The organism is Paenibacillus sp. GYB003, from assembly GCF_036577625.1.
Taxonomy (GTDB): domain Bacteria; phylum Bacillota; class Bacilli; order Paenibacillales; family NBRC-103111; genus Paenibacillus_AB.
In genome coordinates this window covers 136,624-153,780 of record NZ_JARBDC010000066.1, presented here as the reverse complement: position 1 = coordinate 153,780, position 17,157 = coordinate 136,624, and the positions used below count along the sequence as shown (strand labels likewise).

Sequence of the window (17,157 nt, the reverse complement as noted above, 5' to 3'; positions counted from 1 at the left end):
ATTTGATTTCTCCGGTTGCTTTACGCTTTTTGATTTTATTCAAGGAATGTTGGGTCACGAGAAGGCATCAACAACGCAGATCTACGCTAAGTTACGCGGGGAGATATGGTTTATGCAGTGCTTTCGAATTTTTCGGAATTCCTTAGGCGTAATGTCGCGATGCTTTTTAAAGGTCTGGATAAAATGATTGACGTGATTGAAACCTACTCTTCCGGCTATTTCGGTTATTGTATACTCCGTCGATTCTAACAACTCGCAGCTCTTTTTAATCCGATATGTAACCAAGTAATCGTAAGGAGTCATTTGGATGCTTTTTTTGAAGCTGCGAGCACACGCCGAGACACTCAAATGGGCCGCATCAGCGATTTTATTCAAAGTAATAGGGTTCGTATAGTTTTGATGGATAAAGCTAAGCATCAATTGCAATCTCTCTTGTTGGAGTCTGTTGCTTTTAGAGGATTCCTCCGATGATAACGAAATATTGGAGATTAGAATTAGCCATAGCTGAACCGTATAAATGGAAATCTCATACTGCCATCCCCATGATTCTTTTCCTATCAAATTTCTTCTTCATCTCCCATAAAATTTGCAGGATTTGCTTTTGCCACTCCCCGTCTCCTTTGATTACCATTGATACTAAGTGTGAATTCGTGTAAGGAAGAACATGGTTCCTTTCCATCGCGCTATCCGAATAAAAGGCGAGCAGCTTCTCCGGAAAATTAAAGCTCACATATTCACCGTCATGACTAAGGAATCTATAATTTGTTGAACAATTACTCTTTAACGGAATACGACGCCTCCGATTGGACTTATTTTTTGTTCTCTTTGGGCAATCTATTTTTAATGTATTGATGAAGTCGATTGGGGCGACTACCGTCTCGGTTGGCATTATCGGAGAACCTGGAAACTATTTCGTTGTTTCAGTTCATCGGAGGCCTGGGGACGCTATTCGGCATGGGAATGTATTTTTGGTCAAAATCTTTGATTGGGAGGAAGAAAGTTGGCAACCATGGATCATTTTTTGAAACCCGATATTCGTGTCGGAACTAAGGGAAGCGAAGTTTTTCGCCGAAGCTAAAGTGCCTGCCATAAACTTCATGTTGATTTTGTACCCGATGATCTCGGCGTGAAAACATCACATCGGTCAATACGCGAACGTATTAGCCGCTTTAACCGGTGTGGGCGATGAAGAATTTACTACGATAGCTCAAGGTCAAATACTTCCAATTGATTAAAGCTGACGGGTACGATATTGATGACGGCAGCCGGCCGGAATGGTCGGCTGCCTTTGTTCACCTAACGGACAGGATAGTTGAAAAAGTAAATCCGTGTCAGGGCAAACGCCATTGACAAATCATCTACTACGTGTTACTTTATAGCTGTAGTCAGTATCACTTCATACCTGTGATACAGAATAGCAAGGGGTGATTGTGCTGGAAAACCTAACGGAAATGCTCAAAGGGGTGCTTGAGGGCTGTGTCCTTGAAATTATAAGCCGCAACGAAACCTACGGCTACGAAATCACGCGGCGGCTGAACGCCCTCGGCTTCACAGATGTTGTGGAGGGAACGGTATACACCATCCTGGTCCGGCTTGAAAAAAACAAGTTGGTGGAGATCACCAAGAAGCCCTCCGACATGGGACCGCCGCGCAAGTTTTTCGTGCTCAACGACGCGGGGCGCAAGGAACTACAGCTGTTCTGGGAAAAATGGGAATTCGTATCATCAAAAATTAACGAGTTAAAGGAGAAGATAGAATGAATTTTTGGGAAAAAATCACCGGAAGCGACATGACTAAGGAAATGAAAAATTTTGAATCGCGAGCCAAAAAGCTGCCGGCCGATTATCAAGCCGCATGGGAAAAAATGAATGCCAATCTTTGGCCGCACTCCGATTTCACCGGTCGCAACCTCATGCCAATTCTTGACGGTGTGCTTGGCCTGCTCGAAGAAACGGCGGCGGACGGTCGGAGTGTCCAGGAGGTTTTGGGTGACGATATCAAAGGCTTCTGTTCAGCGCTGGTCGGCGAAGAAGGGGCGAAGTCTTTTCGCGACAAGTGGCGCGAGCAGCTCAACAATAATATCGCTAAAAAATTAGGTAAATAGGAGGATAATAATGAGAATAAAAGATATCATCGAAGGCAAAAAAGAGTGGCGGGCGCACGTGGCGCGTGTCAAAGCGCTCCCGCAAGATTATCAGATTGTTTATAAAGAGATACAAAAATATCTCTTTAAGGTCGGCCCTGTTGAGCTAACCGAGGGGACGGGTTTGCTCTCGGGGATTATCGATCTTTTTGAAGAGGGCGCGGCCTTGGGGAAAGGCGTGCTCGAAGTGACGGGCAATGACGTAGCGGCTTTCTGCGACGATCTGATCAAAGATTCAAAAACTTACGCTGACCTCTATCAAGAATCCGTTGGCCAAGAAGGTAACAAGGCCATGAAAAAGGTTACGGATCAAACAAAGAAAGAGGGAGATCGGGATGGAAAAAGCCATTGAAGTGAAAGGTCTGCGAAAGTCTTTCAAGGACACAGAAGTCCTGAAAGGCGTCGATTTCGAAGTGAAGCGAGGCGAGATTTTCGCCCTGCTTGGCTCCAACGGCGCAGGCAAGACGACGATTGTCAAAATCCTCTCCACGCTGCTCAAACAGGACGGAGGTACCGCCACCGTAAACGGATTTGACGTCGCGTCAAAACCCGAGAATGTGCGGCATGCGATCAGTCTGACCGGGCAATTTGCCGCCGTGGACGAGATATTGACCGGTCGGGAAAATCTTATCCTGATCGCCAAACTGCGACACCTTGCGAATCCGCGTCAAGTGGCTGACGATCTGCTGAAACGCTTCCGCTTGACCGAGGCCGCCGACCGCAAGGTGTCCGCCTATTCGGGCGGTATGCGCCGCAGGCTCGACATTGCCATGAGCCTGATCGGAAAGCCGCAGCTCATTTTCCTCGACGAGCCGACCACAGGCCTTGACCCCGAGGCACGCATCGAGGCTTGGAAAATGGTCAAGGAGCTTGCCGACGACGGCACAACGGTTTTCCTGACCACTCAGTATTTGGAGGAGGCTGAACAACTTGCCGATAAAATTGCCATTTTGCATAAGGGGAGGATTATTGCCAATGGCACGCTTGAGGAACTGAAAAAGCTGTTCCCGCCCGTAAAGACGGAGTACGTGGAGAAACAACCCTCATTGGAGGAGATATTCCTCGCAATCATTGGTAAAAAGGAGGGGAATTACTGATGAATGAGCATTTGTTCAGCGACATGAGCGTGATGCTTGGACGTTCCATGCGCCATATTTTGCGAAGCATGGACACTATCTTCACCGTTTGCATCACTCCGATTGCAATGATGCTACTGTTCGTCTATGTGTTTGGCGGCGCAATCCAAAGCGGTATGGATAACTATGTGAACTACCTGTTGCCCGGTATCCTGCTGATTGCGATTGCAAGCGGCATATCCTATACGGCTTACCGCCTGTTTTTGGATAAGCAACGGGGTATCATCGAGCGGTTTCACTCCATGCCGATTGCGCGTTCCTCCGTGCTGTGGGGGCATGTGCTGACCTCGGTGGTATCCAACGCCATTTCTCTTGTCGTAATCATTCTCGTAGCGCTTCTTATGGGCTTTCGCTCGTCGGCGGGGGTACTGTCTTGGCTTGCCGTAGCCGGCATCCTCGTGCTGTTTACGCTGGCTTTGACTTGGGTCGCGGCGATTGCCGGACTGTCCGCGAAATCGGTGGAGGGTGCCAGCGTGTTTTCCTATCCGCTTATCTTCCTGCCGTTTATCAGTTCGGCCTTTGTGCCGACCGAAACGATGCCATCCGTCGTACGCGTCTTTGCGGAAAACCAGCCGGTGACCTCTATCATAGAAACGATCCGTGCTCTATTGTCAAGTCAACCGGTAGGCAATGATATCTGGGTCGCTCTTGCGTGGTGCTTAGGGATCCTGATCGTCGCATATCTATTTGCGGTGCGCGCATACAAACGGAAAGCAGCTTAATGTTTGCAGGCATTCGTGGCCGACAAAAACATCAGGCCCCTCCGCCGGCGACGCTCTTTTATTGAAGTAGGCGTCATATCGTTGATGCCGTTAAGCTAACAGGTACGATAGCTCAATACCCAATTAAGTTGAGGCTGCCGAAACGATTCGGCGGCCTCAGTCTTGCTGTATTATTTCGGATCCAAGCGGTCGAGCCGGCTGTTCCCTTCCCACGCGTGGTTGTAATACAGTGCATCGCCTGCGAAGTAAAGTGAGTTCGCACGAGCGGTCGTCAGGCCGGTTTTCCCCGTACCGTCCATGCGGAGCTTGTCGATATAGCCGGTCCCCAGAATGCCGAAGCGGCCGCCCGCCATGTAAATCCAGCCCTTGCGGTATTGAAGCGTCAAAATACCGCGCTCCGAGGTGTACAGCGGAATATCGACCAGTCCGTCCCCGCTCATTTTGTTCAATTGCGTACCGTTATCGCAAACATAATAGATCCATCCGTCGATGACGATCGCACGGGTCACATCTTCACGAAGCTTCCGATTGTCGGAGCCGTCCAGGTTCATTCGAAACAGACTGTTTTGTCTTACATAATAGATCGTATCCCCGTCGAGAAAAAATCCGGAAAAGGACGAATTTTGGTCTTTGGCCAGGAGTACTTGATCCTCCGTACCGTCGATCTTGATCCTACGAATGCTGTCGGTCCAGTAATAGCCGCCGCCGTTTGTATTATGCATGTAATAGATCCAGCCGTTCTTCACCCAAAGCTTCTCGGCATGGCCGGCGAAAATCTGCGTGCGCCCTGTTCCGTCGGTTTTGATCTTGTAGATGCCGCCGGGGTCGTTTTGGGAGGGAATCGTGTAATACAGCCAGTCCCCTTCGATGTTGAGATACGCTGCATTGTCGTTCGACAGCTTCACTTCCTCGCTCCCGTCCATTTTCCGTTTCACCAGATGACTCGGTTCGAAATACTTATTCTCCGGGTTCATATAGATCCAATCGCCTTGAACGGCAAGCTGCCCGTTATTCGCCACATTGAGCGCATCGGCCTGCTTCGCTTGCGCATGCGTCCCGCCTCCGCAGGACTCAATCCCGAGTCCCTGTTCCGCATCCCAGCTCGTCGTCCATCCGAAAACGTCATGCGCAAACCGCCACGTCATCGGAACATACGTGATATTGCGGTAAAGCAGCAGCGGATACGGCTCGGCCGCATTGTCGATCACTTGACCATTCGCTATAACCGGAAACGGCGCAAGCTCGGCCGTTTGCGAACCGTCGTTCGAGTTGATGGTGGAAGTCAAATCCTGTTGGAGCGGTATGCAGGCGTTCGTGTTATGCAGCGACATCCCCAGCCCCGGGTCCCACTGAGCCGTAAGCCCCAGTGCGGACGTATTGTTCCAGGTCATCGGGAAATACGTGATGTCCTTGTACACGAGCAACGGATATTCGCTGTGCCGCACATCCAGCGCGGTACCGTTCACAGTCACGGGAAATTCGGGGAAGCTTACCTCGACGCGATCGGCCGCCGCATTGGAAACGGACGGCAGCAGGGCAAGCGATCCGCTCAATAACAATGCGCAGAGGCAAAGGCGGGCTTTGTTCATATCCGGTTCATCTCCTTATCATTTATGGTTAGGCGCGGTACCCCAAACGACATGATCTCAGAACCGTTTCCGTCCCGATTGGGCCAGTCGTTTTTCGGCATACCAGGAGCCACAGGAAAATACGATTGCGGTCGCGGCGTAGCAGCAATAAAATAGAGATGCTTCCTTAGAGAGCGGATTCATCAGCAAAGCCAGACCAAACGGGAAGGCGGCGGCCCCCATCGCCACAAAGCCGGGAATTAGAAAAGCGATGGTTTGCACAATAAAAGACGAGCGGCGAATCGCCCGCAAAACGAACAGGATAGCGGCATACACGGGGACGAGAAAGAAAAAGAAAGGAATGCCGATCCAAATCCAAAGCAACTTCATATCGCTGCCCATTCCTTGATCATAAAACAGCCGGAGCGCTCCCAAATAGCAGCCGACCCCCGTAAAATAACTAATTACGCTGACCAAACCGTACATCAGCAGTCGTTTAGCCATACTGTTTCGCTCCCCGCACCTAATACTTTTTTTAACGAAGCTCCTGGATAGACGTTTTTTTCATGATATCCTGGCCGGAGAGCGCCTACCAGCACTAAATTTTATAGTACTCCGGTTAAACCGAAAAAAACAAGCGTTCATCCTTCCGGATTACGCCTTTTGTGTGTTCGGATTCGCAAGGAGCGGGGATCATCTCTCACCCTTTGACATTAGAACAGAAGCGTGTTTGCGCCCGATGCGGCCGCCAGAGCCTGCTCCCCTGAATGCTGCCCGACCCATATTCGAATTCACAGGCCCGTTAAGCGATTAATTACATTTCAAGCACATCCGGAATGCAGTAAAATAGTAGAAACAATCGTCAATGGGTGATTTTATGCTTGGAAATTTTGTTTTTGTTGCTGAAAGAACAGCGCGCGGGTTCCTGACTTTGAACGAATTTCCGTTAGATGTGTCGATTTGTCTCGTATTCATTCGTTGTTGAAATAGAGGCCTGCCAAAGCGGTTTGAATACAACGTAAATTAGGTCCGCTAAAAATAAGGAGGAGCTTAAACATGAGATTTATGATGATCGTGAAAGCGACAACGGATTCGGAAGCGGGCGTAAAGCCGAGTCAGGAACTGCTCGACGCCATGCTGCGGTATAACGAGGAGTTGGCGAGGGCGGGGGTGCTGCTTGCCGCGGACGGTCTGCAGCCAAGCTCCGGCGGCTTTCGGATTTCGTACCCGGAGCCGGGCGGAAAGCCGAAAGTGGTGGACGGCCCGTTTACGGAGGCCAAGGAAATCATTGCGGGATTTACGCTGATCGAAGTAAAGTCGCGAGAAGAAGCAATCGAGTGGGCGATGCGCATGCCCGATCCGCATGGGGGCGGGCAAGGCGAGATTGAACTGAGGCAAATTTTTGATCCGGAAGAATTGTCTTCGGACGAAGCCACACAAGAAAAAATAAAGGGGCAGTTTAGGTTGTGAGCATTTCCGACACAGGACGGACAATCGATGCCATTTGGCGGATCGAGTCCCCGAAAGTAATCGCCGGATTAACGCGAATGGTTCGAGACGTGGGGCTGGCGGAAGATCTGGCTCAAGACGCCTTGGTAATCGCGCTTGAGCGCTGGCCGGAGTCGGGAATCCCCGACAATCCGGGAGCATGGCTCATGACGACGGCGAAGCGCCGCGCCATCGATCTGCTGCGAAGAAACAAGCTTCGCGACCGAAAATACGAAGAACTGACCCGAAGCGCCGAATTGTATACGGAAGAAGATATGGATCGCCACATGGACGGGGAGATCGGTGACGATCTCCTGCGTCTCATCTTCATGACCTGTCATCCGGTATTGTCGCAGGAGGCAAGGGTGGCGCTCACACTAAGGTTGTTATGCGGGCTTACAACGGAAGAGATCGCCCGTGCGTTTCTGGCGGCCGAAGCGACGATTGCGCAGCGGATTGTTCGGGCAAAGCGTACCCTTAGCGGCAAGAAGGTCCCCTTCGAGGTTCCCGCAGGCGAGGAGCTGAAGGAGCGTTTGGCCGCGGTTCTGGAAGTCATCTATTTCATGTTCAATGAAGGGTATGCGGCAACCGCGGGCGAACATTGGGTCCGGCCGCTTCTTTGCCGGGAAGCGCTGAGGCTCGGCCGCATGCTGGCGGAGATTGCGCCTGCCGAGCCCGAAGTGCATGGGCTCGCGGCTTTGATGGAAATTCAATCTTCGCGGCTGAAGACACGGGTCGGGGCGGACGGAGAGCCGATCCTGCTCATGGACCAAAACCGGGCCAGGTGGGACCAACTGCTGATCCGACGCGGGTTGGCATCCCTTCATCGCTGCCGGCAGTTTGGGAAGCCGTACGGCCCTTATGCGCTTCAGGCAGCCATCGCCGCTTGCCACGCGGAAGCGGTGACGCCTGCGGATACAGATTGGGTCCGAATCGCCGCCCTGTACGAAGCTTTGTCGCGCGTCATGCCTTCGCCGGTCGTAGAATTGAACCGTGCGGTTGCGATATCCATGGCCTTCGGCCCGGTTTACGGTCTTCAAATCGTCGACGAATTGAATCGAGAAGCGTCGCTGTCCGCCTATCATCTGTTGCCCAGCATTCGCGGCGATCTTTTGTACAAATTGAATCGGTTCGAAGAAGCGCGCCTTGAGTTTGAACGGGCGGCTTCCTTGACGAGAAACAGCCGCGAGCGGGATCTTCTGCTCGCACGCGCATCCGAATGCATGAAAGCCAAGTAAATGTTTTCCGGTTGTCGATCCGGCGGTCTCGTATTCGTCGTTCGGGTAGAGGCAGGTTAAAGGCAGGATGCTGCCAATCCGATCCCTGCCCGAGGGAGCGTGCTATATGAGATTTTTGCTGATGTTCAAATCGACGGCGTTTTCGGAAGCGGGCGTGAACTATGATCAAGATTTCGCGGCCCGTCGGGCGGCGTATGCCAAGTCCCTTGCCAATGCAGGGATACTGCTCGCCGACGAGTCGCTGCTTCCAAGCTCGAGCGGGCTAAGGATCACATTTCCGCCGAACGGAGGCGGGGCCAACGTGGCAGCCGGACCGTTTGCCGCGGAGAGCGGCCTGATGGAAGGCTTTCTTATCCTGGATGCTCGTTCCATGGACGAAGCGACGGAGTGGGCGCTGAAGCTTCCCGTTCCCAAGGGGCGCGGCGAAGTCGCCATCGAGCTGCGCCAGCTGGCAGATCCGGCAGCAACTTATCATGATCCTATCCTTATGGCCATGGAGACGAATTTACGGGAACATTTTTAACTATCCGAAAAAAAATTCGAAAATTTTTTGGAAGGTTGTCGATTCTTTCGTTTGGTATTCGTCGTTAAGGTGAAAACGGATTTCAAGCATTATGAATTTGAACGAATGCCTGATCCCCAAAAAACTTGAAAGGTTGTTGATGAACATGGCGGCAAAATTGGTTCCTTATTTGATGTCGGAGGATGCAAGAACGCAAGCGGAGTTTTACAAGAATGCGCTGAACGGCGAAATTCATTTTGTCAAAACGCTGGGCGAAGTTCCGGGGACTCCCGAAGCGGCCAAAGATAAAGTCATGCATTTGGTCCTCACGGTGGCCGGAGAAAATACGTTATTTCTGTCCGACTCGTTCCAACCTGCGGAAGGCAGCCGGAATATGAGCCTTTCCCTAGCCTTCGACGACGAAGCGGAAGCTCGTAATGCCTATGCGAAGCTCGGCGAGGAAGGAACGATCCAGTTCCCGTTCGAACGGCAGCCATGGGGCGCCTACTACGGAGAAGTCGTGGACCGCTATGGCGTCACGTGGCAAATTGTAAAACAGTAAAGCTTTGCTGTCCCGAGAGAAACCATATGAACCGCCGGGTGAACGACCCCGCGATGCAGATAGAACCGGCCGCCTGGCCGGTTTTTTGCTGGGTTCGGTTTTTTGAAGCCTTTTATCAAGCCCGTCAAAGCGGCCTTCTCGTTGATGGAAACTCCGGACAGTTTTACAAAACTTTCCGTCCCGGCATTAACATGGGCTATTTTCCCGGATCCGCAATGTGATTTGCAAAAACTATGGGTACGAATTTATTCCGAGTGGTTTCCGACATCTGAGTACGAACAGGCCGAAGCCCCTAGCTTCGAAATGTATTACAGAATGGCAGGGCATCGGCAGGGGGAAATTTGGATTCCGGTTAAAAAAATAACCTTTCCGCTCCATGCGGCACGCATGTGTAACGCCGGTATCGAAGGAGAACGCCCGCAACGTTGCGGGCGTCCTTTTTCTTTTTTCATGCGCGTTTGCTCGAACGGACATGCAGGTGTTGCGCGACATAAACAAGGCAGCGGTCGAAGCGATTGCCTCGCTCAGAGAAATGTCACAACGGGTAACGTTTGGGTATAGAAAAAATCTCGCTGTTAAATGTGACCGGGAGCATCTAGTATTTGGTTGTTATTATCATTTGTTACAAAAGGAGGCGATGTCTATGTTAAAAATAACAGTACCGGGGCGCATCGTATTCGAGGGGATAGCGTTAATTGCCCTATAAACACGTGATTCCCCTTCAATCTGAGAGAGGTAATAAATTGAACGATGAATTAAAACCGGCAAATCCATTTTTAGAAATCGAAAATCCAAGACCTTTGGGACCAGGTTCGGGTAACTCGCCCCGGCTCATTATATTGGAATTGCGGAACCTATGTGCCTTACTGAAAATATGCCCTCTGATCTTGCATAATTGGAAAAAGGCAAGGAGTACCCAAAATATTTCCGTACCCTCAGCTGGAATGTAAACTTATTCGCATCTCTTGGTCTTGATGTTACTAAACGGTTGCTTACCATGTTCGTTTACGATTATTATTGAACAAAACAGTTGGATATGGATTCTAGATCGATTTCAGACTTTATTGGAGGATTGACAATGAAAACCACTCAACAAAGTAACTTGGATAAGCTTATTCCGACAGGAGATGCAATCTTGTCCAGAACGGACGATGGCTTCGTAACCCTAACATCTTCGGAACATCTTGAAGCAATCGCGACCTATCCGGAACAGATGCGAATTCCTCTGAAAATGGATTTGATTGCGAGAACAGACTCTACGAATATTCGCCTGAAGTGCGGAAAAGGCCAAATCATATTGAACTGGGAATGCAATCCGGAGGAGCTGCACGTACATGATCCTCTTACAGGCAACCCATACGGGGCAATCGAACAAGGTCTTATCCCGACCAATCAGTTCATCCATATTCGCTGGATCATGGCCGAAACGTATATGCTGCTTCAGGTCGATGGGGAGGTGAGGTTGTTTAGCGAAAACGAACCTTATATGAAGGAACTGAAGAAAAATGATCCCGGCAGCAGTCCAGCATGCACCGTCGGCGTAGCTTCCGCATTTGGATCTGTCGTGACGGTAAAAGAATTTCACGTTACAGAGTGGGGTCGCGATAATCAAAGCGACAAACCGCTTGCTTTACTAATCCATGATCCCGTCGTCAAAGAGGGCCGTGTGTCCGGCATTGGTCCAAGCGCACCGATCGTTAAATTGAATCCAGGCCAAACTTGTACGCTCCAATACTCCATATTCCCGAAGTCGGCGAAAGATTGCAAAATCACATGGACCGCAAATAATGACCTGGTAAAGATTACGGATTGTGCGGAGGGGAACTTGACTATAACAGCCATTGATCAAGGAAATACGACCATTCGAGGCGAGATTGAGAATGGTACTTATTCCGCCCTTTATCACGTCAAAAGCTTTATTCCCGAGTTCCGAACCAATCTCGAACAGCTTCAGGCCGTAAGCGGAAAATGGGAGGTAGAGAACGGGCTTGTTGGAGACGGCTGGGACAATTGTTATATGTTATCCTCCGCAGAGGCGGATCATGTTATTTATGAGTGTGACATGAGTATCGAATCTGCTGTCGCCGCAGGCCTTGTTTTCAGAGCCTCTTCCGATGCGGAGCACTTTTATTGCGTATCCATATCTCCCGGCGGCTCGATAAAGCTCTGGACTCCGCATCGCGTGATTACCGAAAAACCTATTGATATTCAAAAACGCACTGAGTATCGCTTAAAGGTTGTCGCTGACGGAGACCATATTAGCGTCTACCTTGACGGAATGGCATTCATCGATGTTATCGACAGTTCCTATTCAAGCGGATCTTTAGGGTTACATGTATGTTTTGGAACTTGTTTTTTTCAAGACGTAAAGTATTGGAAGACTCGCGACAATGAAAAAATTGTATAGGCTCTAAAACGGTTGGCTGAATTTCTTCTCCAATCGCGGTTTTTCTTTTCAACTATTGGCAAAGTCGCGGCTGATTGATAGGATACCGACTAAATAGGGGAACCGTGCAGATCGAAAAGGAGACGATCTCGATGTTCAAGATTGGGGCATTCGCTAAACTGAGCGGTGTCACGGTGAAGACGCTGCGCCATTATGATGAACTGGGCTTGTTAAAGCCTGCGCGAGTGGACGAAGAATCGGGATATCGTTTTTATACAGCGGAGCAGCTGCTAACCATCCGGCGCATCGCGGGGTTCAAGGAACAAGGCTTGACACTGGAGATGATGCGGCCGCTGCTGACCGGACCGGCCTCTTTGACGCTAGCGGAGCGTACGTTGCTTGAGAAGCGGGAGGAACTGGAGCGTTAAATCCAAGAGGCTCAGCGGCAACTTGTGGAGGTCGATAAGCGGCTCGCGCGGATCGAACGGCATGCGGCGGCTGCAGAGGAAGGGAAGATCTCGGTGCGATGCGTGGAGCCTGTTCTTGTCGCTTCCGTCCGCGAGATTTTGCCGACAGGCCAACTTTGTCTACTGCTCGACGAACTGAAGCAGTATGTCCGCTCGCAGGGCGAAGAGTCGGATCGCGAGCTGACAATCGTATGGCACAGCAGAGCAGATTGCGACGAAGAGCCTTCGGACATTGAGGTCGCTATACCTGTATCGAAAGCGATCCCTCACAGCCGCAGGGTGAAGATTCATCAATTGCCCGGCGTGAAGGAAGCTGCCTGTTATACTCATCGATGCGACCCGTATAAAAACAATTGCAAGGCGAGCGAAGCGCTGCGGGCATGGATGGCTGACGAGGGCTACCGGCCGCTCGAAACGATCCCGGTCCGGGAAGTGTACCTAACGTCGGACAATGATATGTACGGCCGGATGCGATTGGCGGAGGCGATCGTGCCGATCGAACGGGCTTGAAACAGGTTTCGAGATCCACTTGACCCTCCCCTATGTCAAGGCGCCGTTTTTTCTCGTTCAGCAATCGCTCGGACGCCTGCGGGACGGCGGTCGCATTATCAATATCTCGTCCGGAGTGACACGTATTGCCTATCCGCATATCATGACCTACAACCTGACAAAAGGCGCCCTCAATACATTCACCTTGCACCTGGCTCAGCTTCTGGGTCCGCGGGGTATCACCGTGAATGCAGTCATGCCTGGCATCGTCGATACTGACGTTAACGCGTCGTGGCTGCCCACGCCCGAAGGTCGTAAATTTGCCGAAGGGATGTCCGCGCTTGGACGTATCGGAGAACCTTCAGATATCGCGGACATCGTTGCCTTCGTCGCGTCACCGGACGGCCGTTGGGTAACGGGACAAATGTTGGATGCGACCGGCGGATCGCATCTGTAAGCTGGGTTCGGAACAGGTACCTGCACATAGTGGACGTAAAAACTTGCCGTTACAGATAGCTTCGATTTCTAATTATATTGCAACGATACGGCGGCCTCGCTCATTTAACGGGCAGGCTTGTATGATGAATGTAGATCGCCCAGACATATTAAGATAACCTAAAGTTTTAAAATCTGGCTATTTATACTTAACATTTCCTATGTATTTAACGTGGCTCAAATGATTATGTATCTTTTCACTGTATCGAAAATTGTAAAGTAAAATAATGCTATTAACGCTATAATTTAAAGTTTCTCCTTGTGTTTTCACAAAATTTGGAATAACGATATCATCGTATGAACAGCCTTCTAATAGCATTGGAAAATGGTTTAATTCTCCATCAAAATATTCAGCTTCCCTGAAATCCTCGTCATAATAATCGATGCTAAAGTCCTGTTCAAATCTTGATGGTATAGCATCTCCATCTTCAGTGTAAGCAATTGAAAGATAATCTTGAAGGTCTTTATTCGATTTAAATTTACCTACCCATAAAGATACATATCCTTCTTGTTCCATAAAGCGATACCTCCCAAAATCTAGCTATTTAAATTTTGTTCTTAGTAATACTTCTTTTATTTGTTCAACTATCCTCCCGTTAGTTTGGTAAGTAAAAACAGAGAGGACTATAACATAAGTTCCACAATAATCATATACAAGCAACTGCTAAAGGTGGAAGCCGCCTTCCGGACGCTTAAGCAATCGTTGGAGCTTCGTCCCGTCTACCATCGCAAGGAAGACCGCATCCGCGCTCATGTGATGTTATGCTGGCTGGCGCTCATGCTGATCCGTGTCGTCGAGAACCAAACCGGCCGCACATGGCGCGAGGTGCGAGAACAGCTCCAGCGACTCCATCTCGTGGAGTACAAGTCGGCGGATGGGAACGTGCAGCAATGCACGGAACTGACCGAAGAACAGTTGGCCATTGTTTCGGTTATTTTCCACAAAGAAGGTGGTGGTTTCAACGTCTATAAATATTCAAAACTACATTCCGAAATTCATTAATATGGATGAGGCGACTTTATCGAAATACTTGGATGAATTATCCGAGGAACTTTCCGCTAACGAACCATTCCGATGGATGATACAAGGCAGTATTAAAAACGCGATCAAGCCTTTTGTTAAAGATCCTAATCGCGATCAGTCGTTTCAAAAACTTATTGATATAGACATAACCCAAATGGCGTACGATACCGTTAATCACGTAATCCGACTATTGCCATCCCCCGTTGAAGACATTACTGTTCATATTTTCCCTGCGATCGAATCAAAAGGAGGAGGAGCTTGTTTCGCCCCTGGTAAAATCCTCCTTTGTATACGATGCGATGAACTGGCCCCTTGGCGGCTAAAACGAAACATTGCACATGAATACAGTCATACCGTGCGTATGGTTCAAAAACCTCAGGCAACAGCACACGGCTTTGGCGAGGCGATACCGTATAGCATGCGGGATTATTTAGTGTTTGAAGGATTGGCTATAGTATTGAGTGAGTCATTATATGCGCATCCGGCATTTCCTCCTCATGAAGTTTCCGAAGAAAGTGAAGCACAATTTTGGGCGACAACGGACTTTGATGCTGTAGGGATGGACGCCTACATGAAGTATATGACCAAGCAGGCATATGAAATTGCGGCAAAAATTGTAAGAAACTATGTTGCTGCGCACAATATTTCTATTATTGAGGCACTCGATGTCTAATGAAGAACTCTTTTGGAATAGCGGGTATCCATTTATACGATAAACGATGTTCAAGTTCAGGATGCCGCCAATACAAAAAAGAACGTAACTATTTTCTTGTCGAAACGGGGGGGATTACTTTGAATCGACCCTTACTAAGAGCCGAGGGAATTATCGTTCGTAAGGACGGTTCAGCTGTATTGGTCCAATGTGACAGCGAAGAGTCGTTTTATCGCTTTCCCGGCGGTGGCGTTGAATTTGGAGAAACTGCCGCTGAGGCCATTAAAAGAGAGTTGGTTGAAGAATTCAACTTGCAATCGGAAATTGGTACGCTTGCATGCCTGAACGAAAGCATTGTTGAATTTGACGGGAGAAAGAGGCATGATTGCACGATTTTGCACTGGGGTTCCATTGATGACACGCACGTCTCGGATTCAATAAGTCACAGCGAACATGAAGGCATTAAATTAACTTGGCGTACTGTGGGTCAATTGAAACAGAGACCTTTATAACCCGAGGGAATACTGGATTATATCAGTGAAAGAGTTGAGTCTGTGTCGCATATCGTAGTAAGAAAAAATTACGATGAAGAGTAAATTGCTTACTGCCCGCGGCTGCACTACGGGCACGGGGCAGCATGCGAATCGATCGGCTACCTCGCTCACCAAACGGGCAGGAATGTGTGGTAATATTAGGTAATGGTTGAGTGCTTGAAGGGAGTAAAACGATGGATGTCGTGAACGCAACAAAGGAAGACATACAGGGATGGTTAGAACTAGCCGCAGAAGTAGAGTACCTATTTGGTCCCATGTTGGATAACCCCCATTTTATTGACGCATTAGAGAAAAATATAAATAGAGGTTCTGCTTATTGTGTACGAGAGAATAACGGTTCACCAGGTTCAAACTTACTTGGCGGCGTGTTGTTTTCCTCTTCAAATGCACCGTTCTACAAAATAGGGTGGCTGTCGGTTTCATCCCAATCGAGGGGGAGGGGCGTGGCAACGGTATTGCTTAATCACGTACTAAGTCTAGTTCGGCCTTCTTCAGAAGTGTCAGTTATAACCTTTGGGGACGATATCCCTGACGGTAAAGCCGCAAGAAGCCTGTATCAAAAGTTCGGGTTTATCCCCTCGAACGAGTTAGTCCCAAATGGTCCCGAGGGAGGTTCTCGGCAAAAATTCATCTTAACGATTCCCGATAGGGGAACGAAAGCTATTCGGCGGCTTCGCTGACAGATTCTAATAAACAGGAGATTAACATGAAATGAAGTCTCAACTTAAAATCATCATAATGTTCTTCGGACTTCTGATCTTGGCCGTGATTACCGCGTGCAGCGATGAGACTGGCCCGGCAGCAACGACAACAGCACCCAGGACTTCGGATACGACGGAAAAAGGCGGGTCGCTTGCATCGCAGCTGACCCTACCAGTCGATGTGTCAATTACCGCACCTCAAACACCGCCGTCCGATGAGCCGGTGGCCGAACCTTCGCCGTCCGTGTCGGACCGTTCGACGTCTGATCTTGAACCGCAACCGAATCGATTGGAGCTCTGCGGAACTTCCGAATTTGGCAAGGGGGCTCAGACGGTCCGGCTACCTCTGCGCTGCATCCGGGCAAATTATGGACTCGATGGCCCCAATGGCCCGCCCACGCTTGCCCCGCAAAAGCCGATCAAGGTCGAATCCTACGTGATTCCTTCAGGGCTTCGCAAGTCGTTGGCCGCTTACTGGATGAATTTGGGGGATAACGAGCATGGCGTACTGCTATTGGCACCCAAGGATTGGAACTTGTTATCGGCTGATGTCGGTGCCAATGGGTCTCATGGCATTCGTCTGGTTCATCCGGACGACCCCGAGCAATTCATCGATTACTTTGATCAGGGAGGCTGCCAGGGCTGCCTTATTCCGAATATCGGCGCTTATTTTCCGAAACTGAAAGCATGGGCGGAGGAACAGGGATATGAAGTGAGCCCGCGGCCCGAGATCATCGAACGGACCATGCTCACACCGAATCTAGCGGCTTACCGCAAGCAGACGGAGAAGCGCAGATACGCTCTTCACGGTGTTGCTTATCAGGAGCATGGCGGCGGGAGCGGTGTATTCCGTTCCGAGGAAATTCAACTGCCGGCCTCGGCCAAGGCGACGGCAACCGCAATATTGAATCTGTTTGTGGCGCTGCACCCCGATTCCTTGAAATAAGCCGGGTTCCCCCTCTTCAAGCTGCTGATGAAAGATCATTAACGTAACGGTTACAAGAGCTCAATCATGAGGCTGCCGTCGGAT

21 protein-coding genes and 2 pseudogenes are annotated in these 17,157 nt (G+C 49.8%); 19 read left to right on the top strand and 4 right to left on the bottom strand.

Annotated features, from left to right (window positions below; translation table 11 throughout):
- Positions 1-81: 81 nt before the first annotated feature.
- A pseudogene (locus PV407_RS21405) lies at positions 82-751 on the bottom strand (helix-turn-helix transcriptional regulator); the annotation flags it as partial.
- Positions 752-1,451: 700 nt separating this feature from the next.
- On the opposite strand from PV407_RS21405, the gene PV407_RS21400 reads away from it, so the two are divergent.
- The 5 genes from PV407_RS21400 to PV407_RS21380 are packed head-to-tail and all read left to right on the top strand — an operon-like array spanning position 1,452 to position 4,001.
- Positions 1,452-1,760, top strand: coding sequence for a PadR family transcriptional regulator (locus PV407_RS21400; RefSeq protein ID WP_332092062.1), 309 nt, complete (start codon positions 1,452-1,454; stop codon positions 1,758-1,760).
- A complete protein-coding gene (locus PV407_RS21395; protein ID WP_332092023.1) occupies positions 1,757-2,104 on the top strand; it encodes a DUF1048 domain-containing protein in 348 nt (115 codons plus the stop codon). Before PV407_RS21400 ends, PV407_RS21395 begins: the two co-directional genes overlap by 4 nt.
- 10 nt (positions 2,105-2,114) lie before the next feature.
- Positions 2,115-2,495: a DUF1048 domain-containing protein gene (locus PV407_RS21390; RefSeq protein ID WP_332092022.1), complete on the top strand. Its 381-nt coding sequence runs from the start codon at positions 2,115-2,117 to the stop codon at positions 2,493-2,495.
- The gene (locus tag PV407_RS21385; protein WP_332092021.1) at positions 2,479-3,240 is read left to right on the top strand and encodes an ABC transporter ATP-binding protein; all 762 of its coding nucleotides are present in this window, start codon (positions 2,479-2,481) and stop codon (positions 3,238-3,240) included. Before PV407_RS21390 ends, PV407_RS21385 begins: the two co-directional genes overlap by 17 nt.
- Positions 3,240-4,001, top strand: a complete 762-nt coding sequence (locus PV407_RS21380) for an ABC transporter permease (protein WP_332092020.1) — start codon at positions 3,240-3,242, stop codon at positions 3,999-4,001. The genes PV407_RS21385 and PV407_RS21380 overlap by 1 nt, the downstream gene beginning before the upstream one ends.
- Before the next feature lie 170 nt (positions 4,002-4,171).
- Here the strand turns inward: PV407_RS21380 and PV407_RS21375 are convergent, their stop codons facing one another.
- Positions 4,172-5,590, bottom strand: a complete 1,419-nt coding sequence (locus PV407_RS21375) for a DUF5050 domain-containing protein (protein WP_332092019.1) — start codon at positions 5,588-5,590, stop codon at positions 4,172-4,174.
- A 57-nt stretch (positions 5,591-5,647) separates the two neighbouring features.
- Complete coding sequence (locus PV407_RS21370; RefSeq protein WP_332092018.1) at positions 5,648-6,073, bottom strand: hypothetical protein; 426 nt, start codon at positions 6,071-6,073, stop codon at positions 5,648-5,650.
- Positions 6,074-6,625: 552 nt separating this feature from the next.
- On the opposite strand from PV407_RS21370, the gene PV407_RS21365 reads away from it, so the two are divergent.
- From PV407_RS21365 to PV407_RS21325, 9 genes and pseudogenes are all read left to right on the top strand, one after another.
- Positions 6,626-7,039: a YciI family protein gene (locus PV407_RS21365; RefSeq protein ID WP_332092017.1), complete on the top strand. Its 414-nt coding sequence runs from the start codon at positions 6,626-6,628 to the stop codon at positions 7,037-7,039.
- Entirely contained in the window at positions 7,036-8,295 is a 1,260-nt protein-coding gene (locus tag PV407_RS21360) for an RNA polymerase sigma factor (RefSeq protein ID WP_332092016.1), read from the top strand. The genes PV407_RS21365 and PV407_RS21360 overlap by 4 nt, the downstream gene beginning before the upstream one ends.
- A 106-nt stretch (positions 8,296-8,401) precedes the next feature.
- The gene (locus PV407_RS21355; RefSeq protein WP_332092015.1) at positions 8,402-8,818 is read left to right on the top strand and encodes a YciI family protein; all 417 of its coding nucleotides are present in this window, start codon (positions 8,402-8,404) and stop codon (positions 8,816-8,818) included.
- 91 nt (positions 8,819-8,909) lie between these two features.
- Positions 8,910-9,359 carry a VOC family protein gene (locus PV407_RS21350; RefSeq protein WP_332092014.1) on the top strand — a complete coding sequence of 150 codons (450 nt, stop codon included), beginning with the start codon at positions 8,910-8,912 and terminating at the stop codon, positions 9,357-9,359.
- 102 nt (positions 9,360-9,461) lie between these two features.
- Entirely contained in the window at positions 9,462-9,920 is a 459-nt protein-coding gene (locus PV407_RS29630; protein WP_442951692.1) for a GyrI-like domain-containing protein, read from the top strand.
- Positions 9,921-10,437: 517 nt separating this feature from the next.
- Positions 10,438-11,766 carry an Ig-like domain-containing protein gene (locus tag PV407_RS21340; protein WP_332092013.1) on the top strand — a complete coding sequence of 443 codons (1,329 nt, stop codon included), beginning with the start codon at positions 10,438-10,440 and terminating at the stop codon, positions 11,764-11,766.
- Positions 11,767-11,897: 131 nt separating this feature from the next.
- Positions 11,898-12,173 carry a MerR family transcriptional regulator gene (locus PV407_RS21335; RefSeq protein WP_332092012.1) on the top strand — a complete coding sequence of 92 codons (276 nt, stop codon included), beginning with the start codon at positions 11,898-11,900 and terminating at the stop codon, positions 12,171-12,173.
- 24 nt (positions 12,174-12,197) lie between these two features.
- Positions 12,198-12,722 (top strand): hypothetical protein, encoded by a 525-nt coding sequence (locus PV407_RS21330; protein ID WP_332092011.1) that lies wholly within the window; start codon positions 12,198-12,200, stop codon positions 12,720-12,722.
- Positions 12,723-12,756: 34 nt separating this feature from the next.
- A pseudogene (locus tag PV407_RS21325) lies at positions 12,757-13,158 on the top strand (SDR family oxidoreductase); the annotation flags it as partial.
- Positions 13,159-13,335: 177 nt separating this feature from the next.
- On the opposite strand, the gene PV407_RS21320 reads toward PV407_RS21325, so the two are convergent.
- Entirely contained in the window at positions 13,336-13,713 is a 378-nt protein-coding gene (locus tag PV407_RS21320; protein ID WP_332092010.1) for an immunity 22 family protein, read from the bottom strand.
- Positions 13,714-13,773: 60 nt separating this feature from the next.
- Here PV407_RS21320 and PV407_RS21315 point away from each other — a divergent pair, with 60 nt between their 5' ends.
- From PV407_RS21315 to PV407_RS21295, 5 genes are all read left to right on the top strand, one after another.
- Complete coding sequence (locus tag PV407_RS21315) at positions 13,774-14,199, top strand: IS1634 family transposase (RefSeq protein ID WP_442951691.1); 426 nt, start codon at positions 13,774-13,776, stop codon at positions 14,197-14,199.
- Position 14,200: 1 nt separating this feature from the next.
- On the top strand, positions 14,201-14,893 hold the full coding sequence (locus PV407_RS21310; protein ID WP_332092009.1) for a DUF2268 domain-containing putative Zn-dependent protease: 693 nt from the start codon (positions 14,201-14,203) through the stop codon (positions 14,891-14,893).
- Between the two features lie 119 nt (positions 14,894-15,012).
- Positions 15,013-15,384, top strand: a complete 372-nt coding sequence (locus PV407_RS21305) for an NUDIX domain-containing protein (RefSeq protein WP_332092008.1) — start codon at positions 15,013-15,015, stop codon at positions 15,382-15,384.
- A gap of 215 nt (positions 15,385-15,599) precedes the next feature.
- Positions 15,600-16,106, top strand: a complete 507-nt coding sequence (locus PV407_RS21300) for a GNAT family N-acetyltransferase (protein ID WP_332092007.1) — start codon at positions 15,600-15,602, stop codon at positions 16,104-16,106.
- Between the two features lie 31 nt (positions 16,107-16,137).
- The gene (locus PV407_RS21295; RefSeq protein WP_332092006.1) at positions 16,138-17,073 is read left to right on the top strand and encodes a DUF4850 domain-containing protein; all 936 of its coding nucleotides are present in this window, start codon (positions 16,138-16,140) and stop codon (positions 17,071-17,073) included.
- Positions 17,074-17,157 lie beyond the last annotated feature (84 nt).

Excerpts from the sequence above, each read along its gene's own strand:
- PV407_RS21400 (WP_332092062.1), top strand. The coding sequence starts at position 1,452 with ATGCTCAAAGGGGTGCTTGAGGGCTGTGTCCTTGAAATTATAAGCCGC.
- PV407_RS21395 (WP_332092023.1), top strand. The coding sequence starts at position 1,757 with ATGAATTTTTGGGAAAAAATCACCGGAAGCGACATGACTAAGGAAATG.
- PV407_RS21390 (WP_332092022.1), top strand. The coding sequence starts at position 2,115 with ATGAGAATAAAAGATATCATCGAAGGCAAAAAAGAGTGGCGGGCGCAC.
- PV407_RS21385 (WP_332092021.1), top strand. The coding sequence starts at position 2,479 with ATGGAAAAAGCCATTGAAGTGAAAGGTCTGCGAAAGTCTTTCAAGGAC.
- PV407_RS21380 (WP_332092020.1), top strand. The coding sequence starts at position 3,240 with ATGAATGAGCATTTGTTCAGCGACATGAGCGTGATGCTTGGACGTTCC.
- PV407_RS21375 (WP_332092019.1), bottom strand. The coding sequence starts at position 5,590 with ATGAACAAAGCCCGCCTTTGCCTCTGCGCATTGTTATTGAGCGGATCG.
- PV407_RS21370 (WP_332092018.1), bottom strand. The coding sequence starts at position 6,073 with ATGGCTAAACGACTGCTGATGTACGGTTTGGTCAGCGTAATTAGTTAT.
- PV407_RS21365 (WP_332092017.1), top strand. The coding sequence starts at position 6,626 with ATGAGATTTATGATGATCGTGAAAGCGACAACGGATTCGGAAGCGGGC.
- PV407_RS21355 (WP_332092015.1), top strand. The coding sequence starts at position 8,402 with ATGAGATTTTTGCTGATGTTCAAATCGACGGCGTTTTCGGAAGCGGGC.
- PV407_RS21350 (WP_332092014.1), top strand. The coding sequence starts at position 8,910 with ATGAATTTGAACGAATGCCTGATCCCCAAAAAACTTGAAAGGTTGTTG.
- PV407_RS21340 (WP_332092013.1), top strand. The coding sequence starts at position 10,438 with ATGAAAACCACTCAACAAAGTAACTTGGATAAGCTTATTCCGACAGGA.
- PV407_RS21335 (WP_332092012.1), top strand. The coding sequence starts at position 11,898 with ATGTTCAAGATTGGGGCATTCGCTAAACTGAGCGGTGTCACGGTGAAG.
- PV407_RS21320 (WP_332092010.1), bottom strand. The coding sequence starts at position 13,713 with ATGGAACAAGAAGGATATGTATCTTTATGGGTAGGTAAATTTAAATCG.
- PV407_RS21310 (WP_332092009.1), top strand. The coding sequence starts at position 14,201 with ATGGATGAGGCGACTTTATCGAAATACTTGGATGAATTATCCGAGGAA.
- PV407_RS21300 (WP_332092007.1), top strand. The coding sequence starts at position 15,600 with ATGGATGTCGTGAACGCAACAAAGGAAGACATACAGGGATGGTTAGAA.
- PV407_RS21295 (WP_332092006.1), top strand. The coding sequence starts at position 16,138 with ATGAAGTCTCAACTTAAAATCATCATAATGTTCTTCGGACTTCTGATC.